Source organism: Alcanivorax sp. IL3, from assembly GCF_047495465.1.
Lineage (GTDB): Bacteria > Pseudomonadota > Gammaproteobacteria > Pseudomonadales > Alcanivoracaceae > Alcanivorax > Alcanivorax jadensis.
Genome location: NZ_CP179931.1, coordinates 1,689,865 through 1,709,265 on the forward strand (window position 1 = coordinate 1,689,865; position 19,401 = coordinate 1,709,265).

Annotated in this window: 20 protein-coding genes; 9 read left to right on the forward strand and 11 right to left on the reverse strand. The window is 60.5% G+C overall.

The features are described from left to right. The gene (locus tag ACMG4M_RS07890; RefSeq protein WP_035249615.1) at positions 1-1,242 is read left to right on the forward strand and encodes an MFS transporter; all 1,242 of its coding nucleotides are present in this window, start codon (positions 1-3) and stop codon (positions 1,240-1,242) included. Continuing rightward, complete coding sequence (gene tusA, locus ACMG4M_RS07895; protein WP_035249617.1) at positions 1,239-1,478, forward strand: sulfurtransferase TusA; 240 nt, start codon at positions 1,239-1,241, stop codon at positions 1,476-1,478. The genes ACMG4M_RS07890 and tusA overlap by 4 nt, the downstream gene beginning before the upstream one ends. A 150-nt stretch (positions 1,479-1,628) precedes the next feature. Here tusA and ACMG4M_RS07900 read toward each other — a convergent pair whose 3' ends face one another. After that, on the reverse strand, positions 1,629-2,318 hold the full coding sequence (locus ACMG4M_RS07900; protein WP_414431084.1) for a hypothetical protein: 690 nt from the start codon (positions 2,316-2,318) through the stop codon (positions 1,629-1,631). A gap of 552 nt (positions 2,319-2,870) precedes the next feature. Between ACMG4M_RS07900 and ACMG4M_RS07905 the strand changes: the two genes are divergently transcribed. Next, positions 2,871-3,326 (forward strand): gamma-glutamylcyclotransferase family protein, encoded by a 456-nt coding sequence (locus tag ACMG4M_RS07905; protein ID WP_414431085.1) that lies wholly within the window; start codon positions 2,871-2,873, stop codon positions 3,324-3,326. 123 nt (positions 3,327-3,449) lie between these two features. Here ACMG4M_RS07905 and ACMG4M_RS07910 read toward each other — a convergent pair whose 3' ends face one another. After that, positions 3,450-4,805 carry an MATE family efflux transporter gene (locus ACMG4M_RS07910; protein ID WP_414431086.1) on the reverse strand — a complete coding sequence of 452 codons (1,356 nt, stop codon included), beginning with the start codon at positions 4,803-4,805 and terminating at the stop codon, positions 3,450-3,452. A 112-nt stretch (positions 4,806-4,917) separates the two neighbouring features. Here ACMG4M_RS07910 and ACMG4M_RS07915 point away from each other — a divergent pair, with 112 nt between their 5' ends. Further along, positions 4,918-5,412 (forward strand): elongation factor P hydroxylase, encoded by a 495-nt coding sequence (locus ACMG4M_RS07915; RefSeq protein WP_414431125.1) that lies wholly within the window; start codon positions 4,918-4,920, stop codon positions 5,410-5,412. Between the two features lie 207 nt (positions 5,413-5,619). Here ACMG4M_RS07915 and ACMG4M_RS07920 read toward each other — a convergent pair whose 3' ends face one another. From ACMG4M_RS07920 to arsC, 9 genes are read right to left on the reverse strand one after another with little or no spacing between them, the layout of a single operon-like run. Then, on the reverse strand, positions 5,620-6,957 hold the full coding sequence (locus ACMG4M_RS07920) for a DUF58 domain-containing protein (RefSeq protein ID WP_414431087.1): 1,338 nt from the start codon (positions 6,955-6,957) through the stop codon (positions 5,620-5,622). Positions 6,958-6,965: 8 nt separating this feature from the next. Then, entirely contained in the window at positions 6,966-7,937 is a 972-nt protein-coding gene (locus ACMG4M_RS07925; RefSeq protein WP_272975659.1) for an AAA family ATPase, read from the reverse strand. Then, the gene (locus ACMG4M_RS07930) at positions 7,934-9,241 is read right to left on the reverse strand and encodes a DUF4350 domain-containing protein (protein ID WP_414431088.1); all 1,308 of its coding nucleotides are present in this window, start codon (positions 9,239-9,241) and stop codon (positions 7,934-7,936) included. Before ACMG4M_RS07930 ends, ACMG4M_RS07925 begins: the two co-directional genes overlap by 4 nt. Beyond that, complete coding sequence (locus ACMG4M_RS07935; RefSeq protein WP_277672552.1) at positions 9,234-10,736, reverse strand: DUF4129 domain-containing protein; 1,503 nt, start codon at positions 10,734-10,736, stop codon at positions 9,234-9,236. Before ACMG4M_RS07935 ends, ACMG4M_RS07930 begins: the two co-directional genes overlap by 8 nt. Further along, complete coding sequence (locus tag ACMG4M_RS07940) at positions 10,717-11,709, reverse strand: stage II sporulation protein M (RefSeq protein WP_035249630.1); 993 nt, start codon at positions 11,707-11,709, stop codon at positions 10,717-10,719. The genes ACMG4M_RS07935 and ACMG4M_RS07940 overlap by 20 nt, the downstream gene beginning before the upstream one ends. Continuing rightward, the gene (locus ACMG4M_RS07945; RefSeq protein WP_035249631.1) at positions 11,706-12,386 is read right to left on the reverse strand and encodes an RDD family protein; all 681 of its coding nucleotides are present in this window, start codon (positions 12,384-12,386) and stop codon (positions 11,706-11,708) included. Before ACMG4M_RS07945 ends, ACMG4M_RS07940 begins: the two co-directional genes overlap by 4 nt. Then, entirely contained in the window at positions 12,376-12,717 is a 342-nt protein-coding gene (locus tag ACMG4M_RS07950) for a DUF2069 domain-containing protein (protein WP_035249632.1), read from the reverse strand. The genes ACMG4M_RS07945 and ACMG4M_RS07950 overlap by 11 nt, the downstream gene beginning before the upstream one ends. Before the next feature lie 2 nt (positions 12,718-12,719). Next, positions 12,720-13,313, reverse strand: coding sequence for an NAD(P)H:quinone oxidoreductase (gene wrbA, locus ACMG4M_RS07955; protein ID WP_414431089.1), 594 nt, complete (start codon positions 13,311-13,313; stop codon positions 12,720-12,722). Between the two features lie 7 nt (positions 13,314-13,320). Further along, the gene (gene arsC, locus ACMG4M_RS07960) at positions 13,321-13,674 is read right to left on the reverse strand and encodes an arsenate reductase (glutaredoxin) (RefSeq protein ID WP_272962003.1); all 354 of its coding nucleotides are present in this window, start codon (positions 13,672-13,674) and stop codon (positions 13,321-13,323) included. 77 nt (positions 13,675-13,751) lie between these two features. Between arsC and ACMG4M_RS07965 the strand changes: the two genes are divergently transcribed. From ACMG4M_RS07965 to ACMG4M_RS07985, 5 genes are all read left to right on the forward strand, one after another. Continuing rightward, complete coding sequence (locus ACMG4M_RS07965) at positions 13,752-15,047, forward strand: YihY family inner membrane protein (RefSeq protein ID WP_272997513.1); 1,296 nt, start codon at positions 13,752-13,754, stop codon at positions 15,045-15,047. Next, entirely contained in the window at positions 15,031-15,306 is a 276-nt protein-coding gene (locus ACMG4M_RS07970; RefSeq protein ID WP_335625552.1) for an acylphosphatase, read from the forward strand. Before ACMG4M_RS07965 ends, ACMG4M_RS07970 begins: the two co-directional genes overlap by 17 nt. After that, positions 15,303-16,178, forward strand: coding sequence for an alpha/beta hydrolase (locus tag ACMG4M_RS07975; protein WP_272997515.1), 876 nt, complete (start codon positions 15,303-15,305; stop codon positions 16,176-16,178). The genes ACMG4M_RS07970 and ACMG4M_RS07975 overlap by 4 nt, the downstream gene beginning before the upstream one ends. Before the next feature lie 377 nt (positions 16,179-16,555). Beyond that, positions 16,556-18,058 carry a fumarate hydratase gene (locus ACMG4M_RS07980; protein WP_035249638.1) on the forward strand — a complete coding sequence of 501 codons (1,503 nt, stop codon included), beginning with the start codon at positions 16,556-16,558 and terminating at the stop codon, positions 18,056-18,058. 142 nt (positions 18,059-18,200) lie between these two features. Beyond that, positions 18,201-18,971, forward strand: coding sequence for a hypothetical protein (locus tag ACMG4M_RS07985; protein ID WP_035249640.1), 771 nt, complete (start codon positions 18,201-18,203; stop codon positions 18,969-18,971). The last annotated feature ends 430 nt before the right edge of the window (positions 18,972-19,401 follow it).

A 19,401-nucleotide genomic window follows, 5' to 3' on the forward strand; every position in this document is an offset into this window, starting at 1 on the left:
ATGCCTGCACAGCGTCCCGCGCCGGCTCTCTTTGTCACTCTTGGCGTGCTGTATTTTGCCCAGGGGCTGCCGGCCGGTTTGCTGGGAAAATCCATGCCGGCTCTGGCCAGAGACGCAGGCCTGTCACCGGAATGGATCGGCCTGCTGGCTCTGCCGGCCTTGCCCTGGGCGTTGAAGTTTCTCTGGGCTCCCTGGGTGGATCGCTGGGGTAGTGGCAAACCCAATCATCGCAAGCGGTGGATTCTGGCCTGCGTGTTTGCCGTGATGCTGGTACTGGCCATCACGGCACTGTTTCCCCGCGAATGGTTGTTTGGTCCGGGCTTTGCGCTGTTGGTGGTGCTGCTGTTTCTGCTCAACCTGTTCAGTGCCACTCAGGATATCGCTACCGACGGCCTGGCCACCCGTTTGCTGACACCGGACTTGCGCGGGTTGGGCAACAGCATTCAGGTGAACGGCTACAAGATTGGCATGATCCTGGGTAGTGGTGCCTTGCTGATCATGGTCGGTCGCTGGGGCTGGCAGGGTACCCTGGCAAGCCTGATTGTCGCCCTGCTGCTGGTGGCACTGGTTGTCTGGCGATTTCGTGAGCCCCGGGAGCAGATCAAACCCCGTCGACCCGTGACGTTGCTCTGGTGGCGGCGACAACTGACCCTGTTCTGGTGGCGGCCGCAGATGGCTGTTTGGCTGGTGATCCTGCTGGGCTACAAGGTCGGTGACGGGTTCGGTACCCGTATGATCAAACCCTTTCTGGTGGACCGGCAGTGGAGCCTGGAAGCCATCGGTCGACTGGATTTAGTTTCATCCCTGGTGGGACTGGCCGGCGCGGCACTGGCGGGCGTGCTGATGATGCGGCTGTCGCGCAAACTGGCGCTGTTCGGTTTTGCCGCCTTGCAGGCCGTGTCCTTTCTTGGCTGGTGGATGGTGGCCAGCAGCCCGGCGGATCACTGGATCTGGCCGGTGGCCCTGTTCGAGCAATTCGCCGACGGTCTGTCCACAGTGGCTCTGTTCGTATTAATGATGGACTACTGCCGTAGCGGCCACGAGGGGAGTGACTACACCATGCAGGCCTCGGTACAGCTGTTTGCGGTGGGCGCCTTTACACTGGCGAGTGGCTTCAGTGCGGCCTGGCTGGGCTATGCGGGCCACTTCCTGCTGGCTGCGATTCTCTGCACAACCGTTATAATGGCCGCCTTTTTCTGGCAAGCGCCACTTAATGACAACGCGCAAAAGGTAACTCCATGACCCAGGACGCCCAACACCACCTCGACGCCACTGGTCTGCTGTGCCCGGAACCGGTGATGATGTTGCACAACAAGGTGCGCGACATGGCCCCTGGCGAGGTCCTGGAAGTCCGCGCCACCGACCCGTCCACCGAACGGGATATTCCCAAGTTCTGCCAGTTTCTTGGCCATACCTTGTTGGGCCAGGAGCAGGAGGGGGAGCTTTGGGTTTATTGGATACGGAAGAAGGGTAATTGATAGTTGAGAATGGATAATTGATAACGTCGCGGTGAAGATTACGGTGACCTGAAACGCAAGAGGCCGCGCCCAGAGATTGGGCGCGGCCTCTTGCATTTTAATGCTGCACGGAGCTTGATCGCGCAGTTATCAATTATCCATTCTCAACTATCAATTGGTCCTGGAAAGCATCGCCACCGCGGCCAGTGCTTCCGGGTCACGTTCTTTCAGTTTATTGGCGATGCCGTGCTGGAAGAAGTAGCGGAAGTGCGCTAATTGTTGGGCCTGGATCAGGCATTTGGCGCCAGGTAGCACCGGGGTTTCCATGGTGCCGGTTTCATCGGCCACCATGGCGGCCAGGGTGCCGTCTGCGGTCAGGCGCCAGCTCACCACCTCCATCAGGCTGATGGTATGGAAGCCATCCTCGGAAAACACCGCGTGGGTGCCGATGGTGTCGGGGATTTCCTGAATCGTCTGATCGCCGGGCCGGGGTTTGCCAAAGAAGCCCAGTGCCGCATCCAGCTCCTGTACCTTGTGCTCGGGAGCATCAACGAACAGGTAGTCGCTTTCCGGCAGTCGGTATCCTTCCCAGCGGCCGTTCAGAGGGTCCGCCAGCGCCATGGCGGTCACCGGCTCTTTCAGCCAGGGGACCATGGCCACCGTGTCGCCATTGGCGAGACGAGCCCAGGCCAGAATTTTCAGGGAAAAGAGTTTATCCGGGTGGTGGTCATTGGCGTACAACAGCTCAATGCCATCGTATTCCGGGGAAAGACGCAAAATGGGGGGCTGTGCCGCTTTGCGGCGTGGAGAGAAGGGAACCACATTGTTCCCGCCAGGGTGTTGCCGGTGAGCCTGAGTCATGGGCACCTCCCGGTACAAGTCCTTGGCGCCGCCAGCCCGACACACAGTGTTCGTTCTGCACGGCCCTGAGGAGACTCTGAATAACTCGTTGCATACTCAGCGTGGCCTGAAAGGTGCAGCTGTTGTGGTTTGTCGCGAAGGACAGGGTGGTTCCCTTTCCTAGGGACAAAACGCAGCAGATGTGCCTTTCAGGCCGCGCCCTCCGGGTCTTCCAGGCTGACCCGTACTCTTCGTTGCAATTTCTCGACAGGCAACCAGCATGCCATCAAAATTGCGCCTAGATTACGAGCCAGCCTGAAAGACTGAGCATGCAAGGAGTTATTCAGAGTCTCCTGAATTCACGTTAGCCTGTACGGGGCGGCCATGCAAGCCGGTGCAGAAAGCAATTGATAGTTGATAATGGATAATTGATAGCTGCGCGGTTTTGGTACTGAGGTGGCTCGCTGCGAAGGTGCCCGCGCGTCGGGGTGGCGTAGCCTGTAGGCCTGAACGCGGTTGACTTGTGGTTCGGCTTTATCCCCTTTTAATGTTCATTTCATCCAGGAGGCGGGTGTGCAGTGTGAGTATTATTTTGCCTATGGCTCGAACATGAACCCGTGCCGAATGGCGGTGCGGGGCATGCAGTATCGGGAGTCCATGGCGGCGCGGCTGGAAGGGTGGACGCTGGCATTCAACAAGCGGGCCGATGGCAAGCAGGGCATCGCCTACGCCAACATTGTGCCGACCAATGATGCGGTGGAAGGGGTGTTGTACCGCTTGCGCGATCACAATGAAATTGAACGGATGGACCCCTTCGAAGGCCACCCGGTACGCTACCGGCGTGAATGCCTGCCGGTACTGACGGGGGCAGGCGAGATCTCCACCTGGGTCTACATTGCCAACCCGGACTGGCAGGCGGATGACCTGAAGCCGGAACGCTGGTATCTCAATCATCTGTTGAGCGGGCGCCCCTGGTTGACCGACAGTTATTATCGAAGGCTGTTGCAGGTTCCGGTTTTCGAACGTTAGGCACCTGTTTCATGGCATGGCAAAAGCGTTTTCACCACAGAGGGCACAGAGAACACAGAGAATGATTGTTCAGGAATTTTCCTCAGTGATCTCTGTGTCCTCTGTGGTGAAACAGAAAAGACGTCAGTGGGTCGGTGACAAGGTTTGTTGCATCCGCCAGCGCAGTCGCCAGCCGAGCAGAATGGCGGCCACGGTGAGACCAGCTACCAGGCCGATCCAGAAGCCCGCCGGGCCCATGGGCTCGCCAAACCAGTGGGTCAGACCCAGGCCATAACCCAGTGGCAGGCCCACGCCCCAGTAGGCGAACAGGGTCATGATCATCGGCCAGGCGGTGTCTTCAAAGCCGCGCAGGCAGCCGTTGGCGCATACCTGCAAGGCATCGGATACCTGGTATAACGCCGCGAACAGCAACAGATAGGTGGCCAGCTCGATCACGTCCCGGTTGTTGGTATAGATATGGGGGATCCAGCTTCTCGCCAATACCAGCGCTGCGGCTGCCGTTACACCCACCACTGTGGTGATACAGAGCGCCACCTGCACCGCATGACGCAGGCCTGGCTCGTCGTGGCGGCCCCTGGCATGGCCAACGCGGACCGAGGCGGCCAGGGAAAAGCTGAGCGGCACCATGAAAATCAGCGAGGTAAAGTTCAGGGCGATCTGGTGGCTGGCCACGATCTGGGCTCCCAGGCTGCCGATCAGCAGGGCAATCACGGCAAAGATGCTGACCTCGAAAAAGATTGATAACCCCACTGGTAACCCCAGACGCAGCATGTACCCCAGGCTGGCCATTTCAAAATGGCGCCGGCGCAGATTGAGCGGGGCGTGCTGGTACACCGGGTGGCGGTGGGTATAAAACAGCATCATCAGTGCCATAGACCACATCACCAGGGAGGTGGCCCAGCCGCAGCCGACTCCGCCCATGGCAGGGAAACCCAATTTGCCGTAAATCAGCACATAGTTACTGGGAATATTGATCAGTAGCCCGATCACGCTGAACAGCAACACCGGGCGGGTGTGGTTCATGGACTCGGTGTAGCTGCGCATGGCCAGCATCAGGGCGGCGCCGGGCATGCCCCAGCTGAGCGCATCCAGATAGCCGCTGACCAGCGGGCGAATTGCCGGGTCCACGTCCATCCATACCAGTACCGGTGCGATGCTGCGCAGGATCAGGGCGCAGAGAATACCCAGTCCCAGGCCCAGCCAGATGCCCTGCTGGGCGAGCGGGTTGATGCGATGGTAAGCTTCGCCGCCAAGATGGCGGGAAAGAATCGGCGTGGCGCTCATCAACACGCCGGTCATGAACAGGAACAGTGGCACCCAGATACTGGCGCCCACCGCCACCGCCGCCAGATCATTGGCACTGACTCTCCCGGCCATCATGGTATCCACAAAGCCGTTGGCGGTCTGGGCCAACTGGCCGCCGAGAATGGGCAGGGCAAGTGTGAGCTGGGCGGCGAGCTCCTGACGACGGGATGACATAGGCACGACGAATCTTATGGGTGATCTTGGCGGTAAACCACAGGGCCAAACAAAGGCGGCTACCATACCGCAAAGCGCTGTCCGGGGGCACCGTAGCGAGGACCTGGACAGACTGTTTAGGGCCACTTTTTTTCATTCTCATACCACCGTTCTGGAAGGCGGCGGGGAAGAACCCGTGTATCGTCCGGGCAACCCCCATCGTATCTGTTACACCCGCGATTATTTCCGCAGCGCCCTGCACGAAATCGCCCACTGGTGTGTGGCCGGCCCGACCCGCCGACAGCAGGAAGATTATGGCTACTGGTATGCCCCGGACGGACGCAATGCCGAGCAGCAGGCGCAGTTCACCCGGGTAGAAGTCTACCCCCAGGCCTTGGAAGCCCTGTTCTGTGCAGCATGCGGCCATCCATTCCGGGTGTCACTGGATAACCTGAATGGGGAGGCGGGGGAAGAGGGCGCGTTTGCCTTGAAGGTCAGGGAAAAGGCTCAGGATCTGCTGAAAAGCGGGTTGCCGGATCGCCCGCAGCGCTGGTGCCAGGTGCTGATGGCGTATTACGGCCTGGCGGACAGGGAACTGGAAACGGCTTTGGAAGATACGTTCATATAGCCGGAGTGGCTGAAGGAGCCCCGCTTGAGGGGCGAACCGAGCGGAGTGAGGAAAACATTGTTATGACGGGCAGGCTCGGGCCTGTCGGGTCCTGATATCCCTGATCGCCCTAGGTGCGATTTCCGCGCAAGCGCGGTTCGCGGCTCAAGCGGGGCTCCTACAGCTAGTTCAGAACGTGTGGTTGGTACGTTTCAATGTGTGTCAGTTCTACAAACGTCCGCTGCGTTTCAGCATAAGGTAAAGGTTATTGAGCTGCGCCGGCATCTGTTGTGGTGTGGTGGCAGTGACCAGCGCCCCCGCATGGCGCAGGCGGGTGTGCAGGTCGTGGCGGGCCTGTTGTTCCTGGGCGTCGGCGCACACTTGCAGGGCCTGATCAAAATCGTTGCCCACCGGCTGGCGTGACAGTTGTTCCTGTTCCGGCAGCAGCATGTCGGCAATCAGTACCAGATGGTGGCGACGCAGCAGAGACACGGCGCTCATCAGATCATCCAGATCTTCCTGCTGCAGGCGGGTAACCAGTACCACAAGGGCTCGTCGCCGGCTGCGGCGCACCAGTTGCCGGGCGGCCAGGCTGAAGTCGCTGGCATGCTGGCTGGGGTGTAGATCGTAGAGCCCGTTGAGTAGGTGGTTGATGCCCTGCTGGCCCTGCACCGGTGGCAGCCAGCGTGGCTGGTCGCCGGAAAACAGCATGGCGCCGGCCTTGTCCTTTTGCTTGAGCGCACTCCAGGCCAGTAGCAGGGCGGCGTTAAGCGCGTGGTCGAAGCCGGTCAGCGAGCCAACCGGCATCCCCAGACGCCGCCCGCCATCCAGCATCACCAGCACCTGCTGATTCTGCTCATCCTGATATTCCCGGCTGATCAGACTGCGGCGGCGGGCGGTGGCTTTCCAGTCGATCTGGCGCAGGCTGTCACCGGGGTGATATTCGCGTAACTGATGAAACTCCATGCCTTCGCCGCGGCGCGGTTGCAGCCGTGTGCCGGTGAGCAGGTGGGCATGATTGGCATCCAATCCGCTGTGGCTGAGACGGGAGAAATCCGGGTATACCGGCACGGTGCAGGCGGCGTCGCATACCTTGCGTACCTGCCACAGCATCAGGCGGCTGGGGAACCAGAACACCAGGTCGCCGAACTGTACCGGGCCGCGGCGGCTGGGCCGGTAGTGATAGGTCAGCTCGGTCAGCTCTGCCTCGGCCCGCGTCAGGGTGGTCGGCAGGCCGGTGTGGGGGTCGTCACCGGGGTGCTGGTCGGCCAACTCTACGGTTTCCGGCAGGCTTGCCGAGGTGATCCGCACCCTTACCGGGTGCGGTTGCTGAACCGACAGAGCTGTAGGTAACTCCCGCTGTGCCTGTGGGGCAGGCAAGCGGCGGGCGTGCCACTGATCCAGCAGGGCAATCACCAAAGTCAGGGCGCCCAGTGCCCACCAGACGACGACAAACCCGGCGGGCAGCCAGAATAGTGGAACGGCCAGCAAGGCCCACAGCGCAACGACGGCAAGCAGTCGCGGTGCGGGTTTTAGGCTTCCAGCGTCTGGCGTCCGGCGTCTCACGTTCCCTGTCATTGCTTCGGCGCTTCCACCTGTTCCAGCAGTCGACCCAGGGCGGTTTCCGGAGTCTGGCCTTCGATTTCCGCATCGGCGCTCAGCTGAATGCGGTGGCGCAGCACCGGCCGGGCCACCTGCTGTACATCGTCCGGGGTGACAAAATCGCGGCCCTCAAACAGGGCCTGTACCCGGCTGGCCCGGGCCAGGGCGATGCTGGCACGGGGGCTGGCGCCGTGGCTCAGGCCGCTGAAATCCCGGGTGGCGCGTACGATGCGCAGGGCATAGTCGAGCACCTCGGCATCAATCAGGACGCTGTCGCTGAGCGCCTTCATGGCTTTCAGGCCGGCGGCATCGGTGACCGGGCTCAGGCTTTCCACATCCAGGCTGGCGCGGATGGTACCGTCCAGCACCATGTTAACCAGACGGGTTTCGTCCGCGTGATCCGGGTAATCGATCAACACCTTGAACAGGAAACGGTCCAGTTCCGCTTCCGGCAGCGGGTAGGTGCCCTCCTGGTCCAGCGGGTTCTGGGTGGCCAGTACCATATAGGGCTCATTCAGCGTAAAGGCTTTGCCCTCAATGGTGATCTGCCGCTCCTGCATGACTTCCAGAAGCGCCGCCTGAGTCTTGGCCGGGGCCCGGTTAATTTCATCGGCCAGCAGCAGTTGCGTGAAGGCGGGACCACGGCGAATACGGAATTGCTCGCTTTTCTGGTCGTACATGGCGTGGCCGGTCACGTCCGTGGGCATCAGGTCCGGGGTGAACTGGATACGATTGAAGTCCAGTTCCAGCACCTTGCCCAGGCTGCGCACCAGCAAGGTCTTGCCGAGTCCGGGTACCCCCTCAATCAGCACATGGCCGCCGGAGACCAGGGCGATCAGCACTTCGCGAACCACCTGCTGCTGACCGATCAGCACTTGATTGAGATGATGTTCAATATCCTGGGCCAGCTGGGTGGCGTCGGCCAGGGTGGTGGGCTGTGTCATGTGTCACTCCTTAAAGCCTGTAGCAGGGCTACCTGCTGGGCGAGCTGGTCACGGTTTGCCGGGGGCTGTGTCAGCGCGTGATTCAGTTGCGCGACAGTCACTTTCAGGTGACTGGCGGCGCGTTCCAGGGCCTGCTGGCGCTGATGATGGTAACGGTTGAGTCGGGCCAGGGCCTGCTGCCGCAGGGCGGTGAGCAGCGTGTCCTGCTGTTCGGTGCGCCACTGGAAATAGCCACTGGCGTGCAGATGCTGCAGGTAATCCCGGTTGTGGTCTTCGGCCACCGGCTGAATCGGGCCGCGGCGGGGAATTCGTGACCATAACCACAGGCCAACCAGCAGCAGCAGGGCGGTTCCCAGTTCCGGGGCGCGCAGCCATAACCATTGCAGTAATGGTGGCATGGCCACGGAGTGCACGAACCACACCGGCTGGTTGCCAGTGAGCCAGGCCAGCAGCCAGGCATGGTCGAAATAAAGCAGGTTCTGGTTGTCCCACAGCCCCAGGTCGGTGAGCACGGTGACCTGGCCGTCGCCCAGGGATAGCTGGACCAGCTGGCTGCCGTAATCGTTGTCCGCATAGGCGGTCACTTCCACCGGCCACTCGGGGAGAAACTCTGCCGGGGTGTCTTCCTCGTTCCAGCTGTCGTGCCAGAGTACATGCTGGCTATGCAGCTGGATGCGACGGGAGGGCTGGTCATCGCCGGCATGCAGCAGCAGGGGCTCCGGTTGTGGCGGGGCCTCACAGGCCAGCGCCTCGCAGGTTTCGCGCAGTTCATCGTTGTCGGTGAGCAGGCAGTATTGCAGGGGATTGCCGGCGAACGCAGGCAGAGCGTCGAGCAATTGGAAAAACGGGTCCAGTTCCTCCTCGTCAGCCAGCGCCTCCCCTTTCCAGACGGTGATTCCCAAGCTGTAGAGCAGGGCATCGTTGTCCTGCCAGTCCGTTTCCGTGGCGGTATCTTCATCCCGGGATTTTGGCAGTGGTCGAGCCTCGACGATCAGTTCGCCGCCCGCTTCCACCCAGTGCAGCAACGCGCGTACCTGACTGTGGCTGAGCAGACCTCGCTGCTTGTCGATGATCAGGGCGGTGTCTTCTTCCGGCAACGGGAAAAGGGCAGCGGCACTGAGCACTCGCTGACTGGGTTGCCCCCGTTGTGCCAGCCAGGCCTGGGCGGCGCTGTAGGGATTGCGTTGAATGGCGCTGTCAGGGGCAGTCCGCTGGATTACAGTGACTGGCTCGGTGAGCGCGTAGTAAGCGATGATCAGTGCCACCACCAGCAGGGCGCCCAGCCAGGGCAGTTTCCTATGCATCGGCAGCCTCCTCAGCACGAATCTCCTCCCAGTGAGTGAGCAGGCTGCGGACTGCATCGGCATCTACCGGACGATGGGCCCAGGCGGTGCTGATCCAGGCCTGGATCAGGCGCTGCAGGTAGAGAATCGGCAAGGGTTCGCCGTGGCAGGCCTTGAGGGTGCGCAGGCATTGCTGTTCGGTGCTGCCGGCGGCCAATGCCACTGGATAGCGGCGCAGCAAGCTGGCCAGGGCACTGCGCAGCATTAGCGACAGGGCCAGGCGAATGTCGTTGGCTGCCAGTGCGTTCTCCACCGCCTGGCGCAGGTTTTTCGGCAGGCTATGGCGGCGAATATCCATGCCGGCTACGTGAGTGGGGATCACCGGGCTGTGGTCCCGCCGCTGGCTGCCCAGGCCCAACTGATTCATCACCTTGGTGAGCAACCAGATAACCAGCCCGGCGAACAGGGCCCAGAACAGAATCCACAGCACCGCATCCGGGATGTCAAAGGGCTGGGAGGAGGATTCCGGTTGCTCATCATCGTCCAGGTTATCGAAGAAGTGCTTCCAGAACTCTTCCAGCCAGCTGTTGCTGTCTTCGTCCCGGTCTTTCCATTGTCGCTCAGTGCGCTCTTCGAAGGGCATATAGTCCGGGCTTGCCAGCAGCTCGATGACTTCCTGTTGCTCTTCATTGCGGGGCGCGGGTTGAGCCGTTGCCGGTTCCGGCAGGGGTAGCAGCATCAGGGCCAGCAGCATCAACACGGTGGCGCCGCTGCGGGTGGCCCGGTGGCGGCCAAGACGGGTCAGCCCCAGTTGCAGATCCCAGCCTTCCAGCCAGGTGCGCTTGTTCAGATAGAGGGCAAAGCCACAGGCCACGTATAGCGGTTCGGTGACACACATGACCAGGTACAGTGTGGCACTGGCAATGGCCATCTGCAGGGCGCCCTGATCGTAGAACCAGTCGCTCCATTCCAGGCTGAACTGCCAGGGCACCAGGGTGTAAAGCAGTACCATCAGCCCCATGGCCATGAATTGCTCCAGGTGAAGCACCACGATGGTCATGATGCCGGCCCGGTTGGAGGGGTAGCTGTTCAGCGCCCGCAAGCGCTGGCTGAGTTGTTCCTCTTTGGCGCCTTCCAATTGCCAGACGCAGGTGTTGAAACTGCGTGCCGGACTGAAACGTCGCCAGGTGAGCTGGCTGGCGAGGCCGGGCAGGGCGTAGTGGCGCCAGCGCTGGAATAATTGCTTCAGGGTCAGGGTTTCCGCAAACAGGGCATGGCTGTACCAGGCCAGTAACGGACGCTCCCAGAGAGGCTTGAGCCACCAGAACAGGAACAGTGGCCACAGGGTTTCTGCCAGCAGCGACCAGCCCAGTAGTAAGCCGAAGGGCGCCAGCGTGAACGCCAGCCATACCCATAGCACCGGTGCGGCCCATTGCCGATACAGTTTTGTGCCCAGGTCCACCGCCTGCCAGGGGCTACGCGGTGCCAGGCGGGCGCTAGCCTTTTCCAGCTCCACGTTGACGTCCCCCGAAGAAAAGATAGAGATAAAGCAGTGCCCAGCAGGCGGCACCGACGCTGTATTTTAGGGTGGCGTCGAAGTCTCTGGGCGACCAGAAGGCTTCGATGAAAGCGGCCAGCAGCAGCAGGGCGAAGACCCCGTACATGGTTGGCAAGGCATCCCGTGCCGCCAGGCGCAGGGCATCCAGTCGCGACCATTGGCCCGGGGCGATAATCGACCAGCCCAGTCGCAGCCCGGCGCCCCCGGCCAGCACGATGGCGGTGAGTTCCGGGGCGCCGTGGGCGATCACGAAGGTAAAGAAGGCCTCATGGCCGCCGGTATTGATCAGGTGGCCGGCAATAGCGCCAAAGAAGCTGCCATTGAACAGCATGACAAAAATGGCACCCACGCCCAGCAGCAGGCCGCCGGCAAAGGTGCGAAAGGCAATGCCGATGTTGTTCTTGATGTAAAAACCGAACATCAGCACGTCATCTTCGCCCTCGCGCCCGGCATGGATGTCGCCGCCTGCAGAATCCGCCGGCTGGTACATGAGCTCCAGATCCGAAAGCATGGCTTCGTCCACCACGGTGTAGATCATCTCTGGCTGTTGCTGCACCAGAATCCAGGCTAGCGCGATGGACAGCACAAAGCTGAGTGCGCTGACCAGGTGCCACTTCCATTGCCGACGAACCGCCGCCGGAAACCCGCTGGCAAAAAAAACGCCGATGCGATCCGCCAGGGGCGGGTTGTAGCGGTACAGCTGACGGTGGGCACGTAGCACCAGATTGTTCAGGTATTGCTGTAGTTCCAGGCTGTAGGTGCGCTCCCGGGCCAATGCCAGTTGGTGGCAGAGCTGGCGGTAATCCGCCACGAAGCGGTCCAGGGGCAGGCGCTTCTTGCGCGACACCCGCAGCGCCTCCAGTTGATCCAGTTGCTGCTCCAGAGAGTCCCATAGCGGGCGGTACTGTTGTTCGAAGCGGGCCTGTTTCATTGGGCCCCCTCAATCAGGTAACGGGTCACTGATCGCAGACGCTGCAGTGCCTGGGGCGGGCTCAGTTCCGGGAATGCCAGCTGTGCCAACTCCTGCTGGCGGGCTTCGGAAAACTGGTCCTGGCGTTCGTGGAAAGCCAGCAGGGCCAGTTGGTCCTGGGAGCTGAGCGGCCAGTCCGGTGGATTGGTCGGGCCGTTATGTTGCTTGCGGCTGGTCTCGGTTTTTTCGATATGCACCACCAGGGTATTGGCCGCCATATCTCCCAGGCGCTGATAGCGGGGGCTGATCAGGGTAGTGATGAAACCGAGCAGGTAAAACAGCGGAAAGGCATCGGCGGTGCGCAGCAGATTACGGATCAGGCTGCCGTTGAAACTGAGCGGGCTGCCGTTGGCGTGGACCACAGCAATGCCCATGGCTTTCTTGCCTGGCGTCTGGCCATGTCGCAATGCTTCAAAGAGCGTGGGGTAAAACCATTCCAGGGCAAAGCCGATAATCAGCAACAGGCCGATGCCCATTTTGCCGAGCAGGCTGAGCACAAAGGCCAGTATCGCAAAGATCAACAAACGAAGGGTGAGGTCGATGCCATAGGCCATGGCCCGTGTCACCGGGCCGGCCAGGGACAGGCTGAGCATGGCCCCTTCCGGTGTTTCGACCTCGAACCGTTCGTCAATCAGCATGTTGCCCCTGGCGAATCTGCAGCGCAGAGAACACAAACAGCATTACCGTCAGTGATGTCTTGGCGATGGCCAGGGTGCGTACCGGCGGCGGGTCCAGCAGCTGGATGGCATAACCGCAGAAATAGAACAACAGGATAAAACACAACCAGGTGGCCTGGCGCTTGTTACCACTGATCACGGCCGGCAGCATCAGCACTAGAGGGGCATAGAGAATCACCGCAAAGATAATGCTGGAGACAATGTGCACATCCGGCGGGGCCAGGCTGAACAGCCCGGAGATGCCAACAAACAATAATAGTGCGTAGCTGATACGCAGAAGCAGGAGATTCATGTTCAGGCCTTGAGTTGGCGGGCGAGGGTAGCCAGGCGTTTGCCCAGGGCCCTTGCCAGAGAGATTTCATGGTCGGTCAGCGACGGGGCTGAATCGGTGCCGGCAACGTGGGTAGGACCATAGGGAGTGCCGCCACTGCGAGTATCCAGCAGTGCTTGTTCGGAATAGGGCACACCGGTAATCACCATGCCGTGATGCAGCAGTGGGGTCATCATGGATAGCAGGGTGCTTTCCTGGCCGCCGTGCAGGCTGCTGGTGGAACAGAACACGCCGGCGGGTTTGCCGATCAGAGTGCCTTTCATCCACAGATTGCTGGTCTGGTCGACAAAGTATTTCAACGGCGCCGCCATATTGCCGAAGCGAGTGGGCGAACCCAGCGCCAGGCCGCTGCAACCGGCCAGGTCTTCCAGGGTGGCATAGGGCGCGCCCTGTTCCGGTACCGCGGGTTCCGTGGCTTCACAGTTGGCAGAGATTGCCGGTACCGTGCGCAGGCGGGCTTCCATGCCAGAGCCTTCAATGCCGCGAGCGACCTGTTGCGCCAGATTGGCCACACTGCCGTTGCGGCTGTAGTAAAGCACCAGTACATAATCCGTCATGATGGTGTCAGTCCAGCAGGTTAAGGGCGTTTTCCGGCGGGCGTCCCAGCACCGCCTTGTCGCCCCGTACCACGATGGGGCGCTCAATCAGTTTCGGATACTGCAGCATGGCGGCAATGACTGCATCATCGCTGCTATCCGCCGACAAGCCTGCCGTTTTATAGTCGGCTTCCTTGTTTCGCACCAGATCATGGGCGTTGGCAAGGTCGAGTTTCTTGATGAGGGTTTTCAGCGTGGCGGCATCCGGGGTGTCGTCCAGGTACTTTACGATAGTGGGCTGGATGCCGTTTTCTTCCAGCAAAGCCAGCGTCTGGCGGGATTTTGAACAGCGCGGGTTATGGAAGATGGTGTAGTCCGTCATGAGTTTTGCATATTCTGTGGATGAGGGTGCCATTGTAAGGCGCTTGAACCCGCTGGCAAGGAGAGGATGCCGATAGCATGGAAACTGATGAAAACGTCATTCCGGTTCGTGCCAGGCTGGATTCCATTCGTGCCTTCTTCGCGCTGCTGGTGCGTCAGTTCAAGGAGGATGGCTGTCGCGAAAGCGCCGCCGCACTGACTTACACCACGCTCTTTGCCATCGTGCCGGTGATGACCGTGAGTTTTTCGGTACTGGCCTCGGTGCCCGCGCTGAAAGGCAAGGGCGTTCAACTTCAGCAATGGGCGTTTGAATACTTCGTGCCGTCGGCGGGCAATATGCTGCTGGAGCACCTGCAGTCATTTGCCCGGCAGGCCACCAATCTGACCGGCCCCGGGGTGATTATTCTGATCATCACCTCGGTGCTGATGCTGCGCACCATCGAACAGACCGTGAACCGTATCTGGAAAGTACGTAGCGCCCGCAAGGGACTCACCAGTCTGATGATGTACTGGGCGGTGCTGTCGTTGGGGCCGATCTGTTTGGGCGCCGGGCTGGCGATCTCTTCCTACCTGACCTCCCAGGCCATATTCAGTGATACCGTGCATTATCTCGGCGGGGTCAGGCTGTGGTTGTCGCTGCTGCCTTTTCTCTTTACCACGGCCATGCTAACCCTGATGTACACCGTGGTGCCCAATACCAATGTGCCACTGCGCCAGGGCATACTGGGAGCTGCCAGCGCGGCGTTGCTGTTTGAGCTGGCAAAAGGCGGCTTTACCTTCTTTATTCGCCAGGCTCCCAGCTATGAAGTGGTGTACGGTGCGTTTGCGGCGGTACCGCTGTTTCTGCTGTGGGTTTATATTTCCTGGATTATTGTGCTTGGTGGCGCAGAGCTGGTGCGGGCCCTGGTGGTATTTCAGGAGCATCGACGCCAGATACCGAGAATGCATGCGTTGATACGTTTACTGCACGCGTTCTGGCTGCGTCAGCAACATGGCAAGGTGCTGCGCAGCAAGGAAGTACGTCAGGTGATGCGCGACTGCGGCGTGAGTCAGTGGGATGAATTCCGCAATCTGTTGATGGACGCCAAGCTGATACGGCGTACCGAGGAGGGCGGTTACATATTATCCCGGGATCTGCGCAACCTGACCCTGGGGCAACTGGTGGCCATGCTGCCCTGGCCTGCCCATGCCCAGCTGCGGGTGCGGCTGGGGAATGATGAATCCGCCTGGGAGCGGACCTTGAAGGAAAAGATGGATCAGGCCCGGGACGGTATGATGGCGCCGCTGGATATGCCGCTGGATACACTCTTTCAACGCCGCGACAGTCGTGGCGACGAAGAGAAGAATCGGGAGAGCAATGATGGCGATCACTAAACATGTACTGGTGAGCGGTAGGGTTCAGGGGGTAGGCTACCGGGCCTGGACCCAACACGAAGCCAGCCTGCGAGATCTTGCCGGCTGGGTGCGTAATTGTGATGACGGCCGTGTGGAAGCCATCTTGCACGGCCAGCCGGATGCGGTGTCGGCCATGCTGGACGCCATGCGCCAGGGGCCGGCCATGTCCCAGGTGGATGACATCATTACCCGGGACAGTGAGGCGCCGCAGATCCGGCATTTTGAGGTAACTCGATGAAACAGGTTGAACTGGTAAACGGTGACTTGCGCTTTCCGGCCCTGATGGCCGGTAGCGGCGAGCCCGTGATATTGCTCCACGGTTTTCCGGACACTTACGAAAACTGGGCGGTGCAGATCAATGTCCTGGCGGCGGCCGGGTATACGGCGATCGCTCCGGCTCTGCGCGGTTATGCCCCGAGTTGTCAGTCCGGGAGTGGTGATTATTCTGTTTATGCAGGGGTGGATGACCTGATGGTCTTCGCCGCTCAGCTGGGTGGCCGTGTCCATTTGATCGGCCATGACTGGGGCGCAGCGGTGGGCTATCTGGCCTGTGCCCAGTCTCCGGAAACCTTTTGCTCTTTCAGTGCCCTGTCGATCCCTCCCTTGAGGCGTATCCCTCAGGCGCTGCTCAAAGTGCCGGAACAAGTGTTGCTTAGCGGGTACATGCAATTCTTCCAGTTGCCGGTAGCACCAGAGGCCTGGCTCAAGCGTGGTGATCTCAGCGGTGTGGACACCCTGTGGCGGCGCTGGTCGCCGGATTGGGACCCCGGCCTCTATCTGGACAATGCCAAGCACACCTTGGCCGAACCGGGAGTTATCAAGGCAGCGCTGGGCTGGTACCGGGCCATGTTCAAGCTGTGGAAGAAGGATCAGCGCAAAGCCTTGAGCTGGCTGGGTCAGGATATTGCCACGCCCACTCAGATACTGATTGGCGAGAATGATGGCTGTATGAGCCCCAAACTGCTTGAGCATACCCTGGTGGAGAGTGATTTCAGCGGGGGAGTGGAGCTGCAGCGGATCGCCAATGCCGGGCACTTCCTGCACCTGGAGCAACCGGAGGTGATCAATGATCACCTGCTGCGGTTACTCAACAATACCCGCTGCGATTGAATGAGCTACGAGCTACGCTCGTTGGATGGGGAAAAGGCTAAACTTCGGTGCTCTCTACGAAGCCGCTGTAGGAGCTATGCTTGCCCCCCCAAGGGGGATCTGCGACATGCGAACCGCGCTTGTGCGGAAATCGACCGTAGGGCGATCAGGAATCCCAGCGCTCGACAGGTTCCAGAAAGAACGGCGGACGACCTGGATCTCTGCCGCCTCGCTGCGCTCGGTTCGCCATACAAGCATAGCTCCTACAGAAAGGCCTCAATTCTCGACACTGCTGCAAAGAGGGCTGGCTGGCAAGCACTGCCCGCTTTCGGTTTTCACCCCCTTCACACTCTGCGCTATACTACGCGCCCCCAATTTGTCCCAGCAGGAGTAATCCCATGACGGTGATTCGCCAGGATGACCTGATTCAGAGCGTGGCCGATGCCTTGCAGTATATCTCTTACTACCACCCGGTGGATTTCATCCGCGCGGTGAAAGAAGCCTACGAGAAGGAAGAGAGCAAGGCTGCCAAGGACGCCATGGCGCAGATCCTGGTCAACTCCCGCATGGCCGCCATGGGCCGTCGCCCGATCTGCCAGGACACCGGTATCGTGACCGTGTTTGCCAAGGTGGGCATGAATGTCACCGTTGAAGGCGACATGAGCCTGGACGACATGATCAACGAAGGCGTGCGTCGGGCCTACAACCACCCGGAGAATGTGTTGCGCGCCTCGGTGCTGGCGGACCCGGACGGCAAACGTGCCAACACCAAGGACAATACTCCTGCGGTGATCAACTACTCCATCGTGCCCGGTGACACCCTGGAAATCGATGTGGCCGCCAAAGGCGGTGGTTCAGAAGCGAAATCCAAGTTCGCCATGCTCAACCCGTCCGACTCCGTGGTGGACTGGGTGCTGGAACAGATTCCCAAGATGGGTGCTGGCTGGTGCCCGCCAGGCATGCTTGGCATCGGCATCGGCGGCACCGCCGAGAAGGCCATGCTGATCGCCAAGGAATCTCTGATGGACCCGATCGACATCCATGAGCTGCAGGCCCGTGGTGCCCAGACCCGCTCTGAGGAGTTGCGTCTGGAGTTGTTCGAAAAAGTGAATGCCCTCGGTGTTGGCGCCCAGGGCCTGGGCGGCTTGACCACCGTGCTGGACGTAAAAGTGGTGGATTACCCCACCCACGCGGCCAACAAGCCGGTGGCGCTGATCCCCAACTGCGCGGCTACCCGCCATGCGCATTTCATCCTGGATGGCAGCGGCCCGGCTGATCTGAAGGCACCGGACCTGGAAGAGTGGCCGGACATTGCCTGGGGCAACGACGAAGGCGCCAAGCGCGTCAATCTGGACACGGTCACCCCGGAAGAGGTGCAGACCTGGCAGCCCGGCGACACCCTGCTGCTCTCTGGCAAGCTGCTCACCGGCCGCGATGCGGCCCACAAGCGCATGGTAGAAATGCTGGCTAACGGCGAAAAACTGCCCGTGGACTTCACCAACCGCTTTATCTACTACGTGGGTCCGGTGGACCCGGTGGGTGACGAAGTCGTCGGCCCCGCCGGTCCGACCACGGCCACCCGTATGGACAAGTTCACCCGTACCATGCTGGAAGAAACCGGTCTGATCGGCATGGTCGGCAAGGCCGAGCGTGGCGATACCGCCATCGAAGCCATCAAGGACAACAAGGCGGTGTACCTGATGGCCGTGGGTGGCGCTGCCTATCTGGTGTCCAAGGCGATCCGTAAATCCCGCGTGGCTGCCTTTGAAGATCTGGGCATGGAAGCCATCTACGAATTCGAAGTGGAAGATATGCCGGTTACCGTGGCAGTGGACTCCACGGGTGAATCCGTTCACAAGACCGGCCCGGTGATCTGGAAAGAAAAGATCGCTGCACGTTAAGCTCCTGCAAGTCTCGGAGGGGGTAGCCTGGCTACCCCCTTTCTTTCCGTCCCGATCTCACAGGCGACGTTCTGTTGTGCGTATTGTTCCGGCTTTTCTCACTGGGTGTCTGGTAGCTGCTGTCAGCGGTTGCAGCACTGTTGTGCCGACCACGGCCGACTGGCTGGGCTGGACCCGTGCGCCGGCCCAGGTGGATGGCCTGGACTACCATGAGATCGACGCACTGGGCGCCCGGGTAGGGGGCTGTCAGTCTCTCTATGAGCATCACCGTGAGGCGCGTTACCTGAAAGAGCAGCAGGCGGTGGTATGGCTGGATGATTGCGTGGAGCAAATCGCCGGAGCCCGCAAGGCCCGCCACTATGCGCAACAGGTGGATCTGGAGGTGGAAAGTGCCTGGCAGGCAGTGCTGGCCCACAAGGAAGCGCAGCGTCGACAGGCACAGCGGCGGCGGGAGATTCGTGAGGGCATGCGCCAGGCCCAGCAAATGGCGGAAACCTTGCGCAATGCCGAAGAGGAACAGGAAAAGGCTCAGAGCCAGCGGCTGGAGAGGCTGGACGGCGCCAATATCCACAGCCTGATGCTGGAAGTACCCAACCTGCCACTTGCGTTTACCGTGGGCTCCGCCTCGGACATGACTTTGAAACGGTTTCTGGCCTGTCTGGAAGTGCTGTATCCCAATGAGGGGTACCAGATCCGGCGTGATGGCGACAAGCTGACGGTGAAGGCGGAACGAGCCACCATGATGCGCGGTGATGTGCTGCTGGAAAGTCGCTATACGAGAATCTGGGACAACTGGACCTTGCAGTACCTGTCGGTGGGTGAGATCCGGGCGGAAAATGCCCAGGATCGCTACGTGCTTGCCCAGAACCTGCTGGGTTCCCAGTGTCAGCCTGACCGGCAAGCGGGTAATTAAGCCGCTTGCTCACCGTTTCTTAACGGCCCACCCCAAGCTCTAAATCCCTGAACACGTGATTATCATTCTGTACCGTAGGTGGATTAGCCGTAGGCGTAATCTACATATTCACGGTGTGCTGGTGGATTACGCTTGAAGCTAATCCACCCTACGCAACTGGCCTTAGGCTGGGTTTCTTTTTGCAAAACCCTGCCAGCCAGATCTGTCGAATAAGTCCGGGAGCCCGGCCCCATCCCTGGGGCTACGGAGATCAATCAGGTCTTCCTGGGGTCACAGTACGAAGGCCTGGGGCCACCCGGATAATCAATGTACTGTTCATTTGATCAGTAGTCAATCAAAACCTCCGAACCTGCCTTGGTCCACCGTAGGAGCGGCGCTCGAGCCGCGAACCGTACTTGGGAATGCTTTCGCAAGTAAGTTCGCGGCTCGA

Coding starts and splice junctions, on each gene's coding strand:
- ACMG4M_RS07890 (WP_035249615.1), top strand. CDS start 1: ATGCCTGCACAGCGTCCCGCGCCGGCTCTCTTTGTCACTCTTGGCGTG.
- tusA (WP_035249617.1), top strand. CDS start 1,239: ATGACCCAGGACGCCCAACACCACCTCGACGCCACTGGTCTGCTGTGC.
- ACMG4M_RS07900 (WP_414431084.1), bottom strand. CDS start 2,318: ATGACTCAGGCTCACCGGCAACACCCTGGCGGGAACAATGTGGTTCCC.
- ACMG4M_RS07910 (WP_414431086.1), bottom strand. CDS start 4,805: ATGTCATCCCGTCGTCAGGAGCTCGCCGCCCAGCTCACACTTGCCCTG.
- ACMG4M_RS07925 (WP_272975659.1), bottom strand. CDS start 7,937: ATGACACAGCCCACCACCCTGGCCGACGCCACCCAGCTGGCCCAGGAT.
- ACMG4M_RS07930 (WP_414431088.1), bottom strand. CDS start 9,241: ATGCATAGGAAACTGCCCTGGCTGGGCGCCCTGCTGGTGGTGGCACTG.
- ACMG4M_RS07940 (WP_035249630.1), bottom strand. CDS start 11,709: ATGAAACAGGCCCGCTTCGAACAACAGTACCGCCCGCTATGGGACTCT.
- ACMG4M_RS07945 (WP_035249631.1), bottom strand. CDS start 12,386: ATGCTGATTGACGAACGGTTCGAGGTCGAAACACCGGAAGGGGCCATG.
- ACMG4M_RS07950 (WP_035249632.1), bottom strand. CDS start 12,717: ATGAATCTCCTGCTTCTGCGTATCAGCTACGCACTATTATTGTTTGTT.
- wrbA (WP_414431089.1), bottom strand. CDS start 13,313: ATGACGGATTATGTACTGGTGCTTTACTACAGCCGCAACGGCAGTGTG.
- arsC (WP_272962003.1), bottom strand. CDS start 13,674: ATGACGGACTACACCATCTTCCATAACCCGCGCTGTTCAAAATCCCGC.
- ACMG4M_RS07965 (WP_272997513.1), top strand. CDS start 13,752: ATGGAAACTGATGAAAACGTCATTCCGGTTCGTGCCAGGCTGGATTCC.
- ACMG4M_RS07970 (WP_335625552.1), top strand. CDS start 15,031: ATGATGGCGATCACTAAACATGTACTGGTGAGCGGTAGGGTTCAGGGG.
- ACMG4M_RS07975 (WP_272997515.1), top strand. CDS start 15,303: ATGAAACAGGTTGAACTGGTAAACGGTGACTTGCGCTTTCCGGCCCTG.
- ACMG4M_RS07980 (WP_035249638.1), top strand. CDS start 16,556: ATGACGGTGATTCGCCAGGATGACCTGATTCAGAGCGTGGCCGATGCC.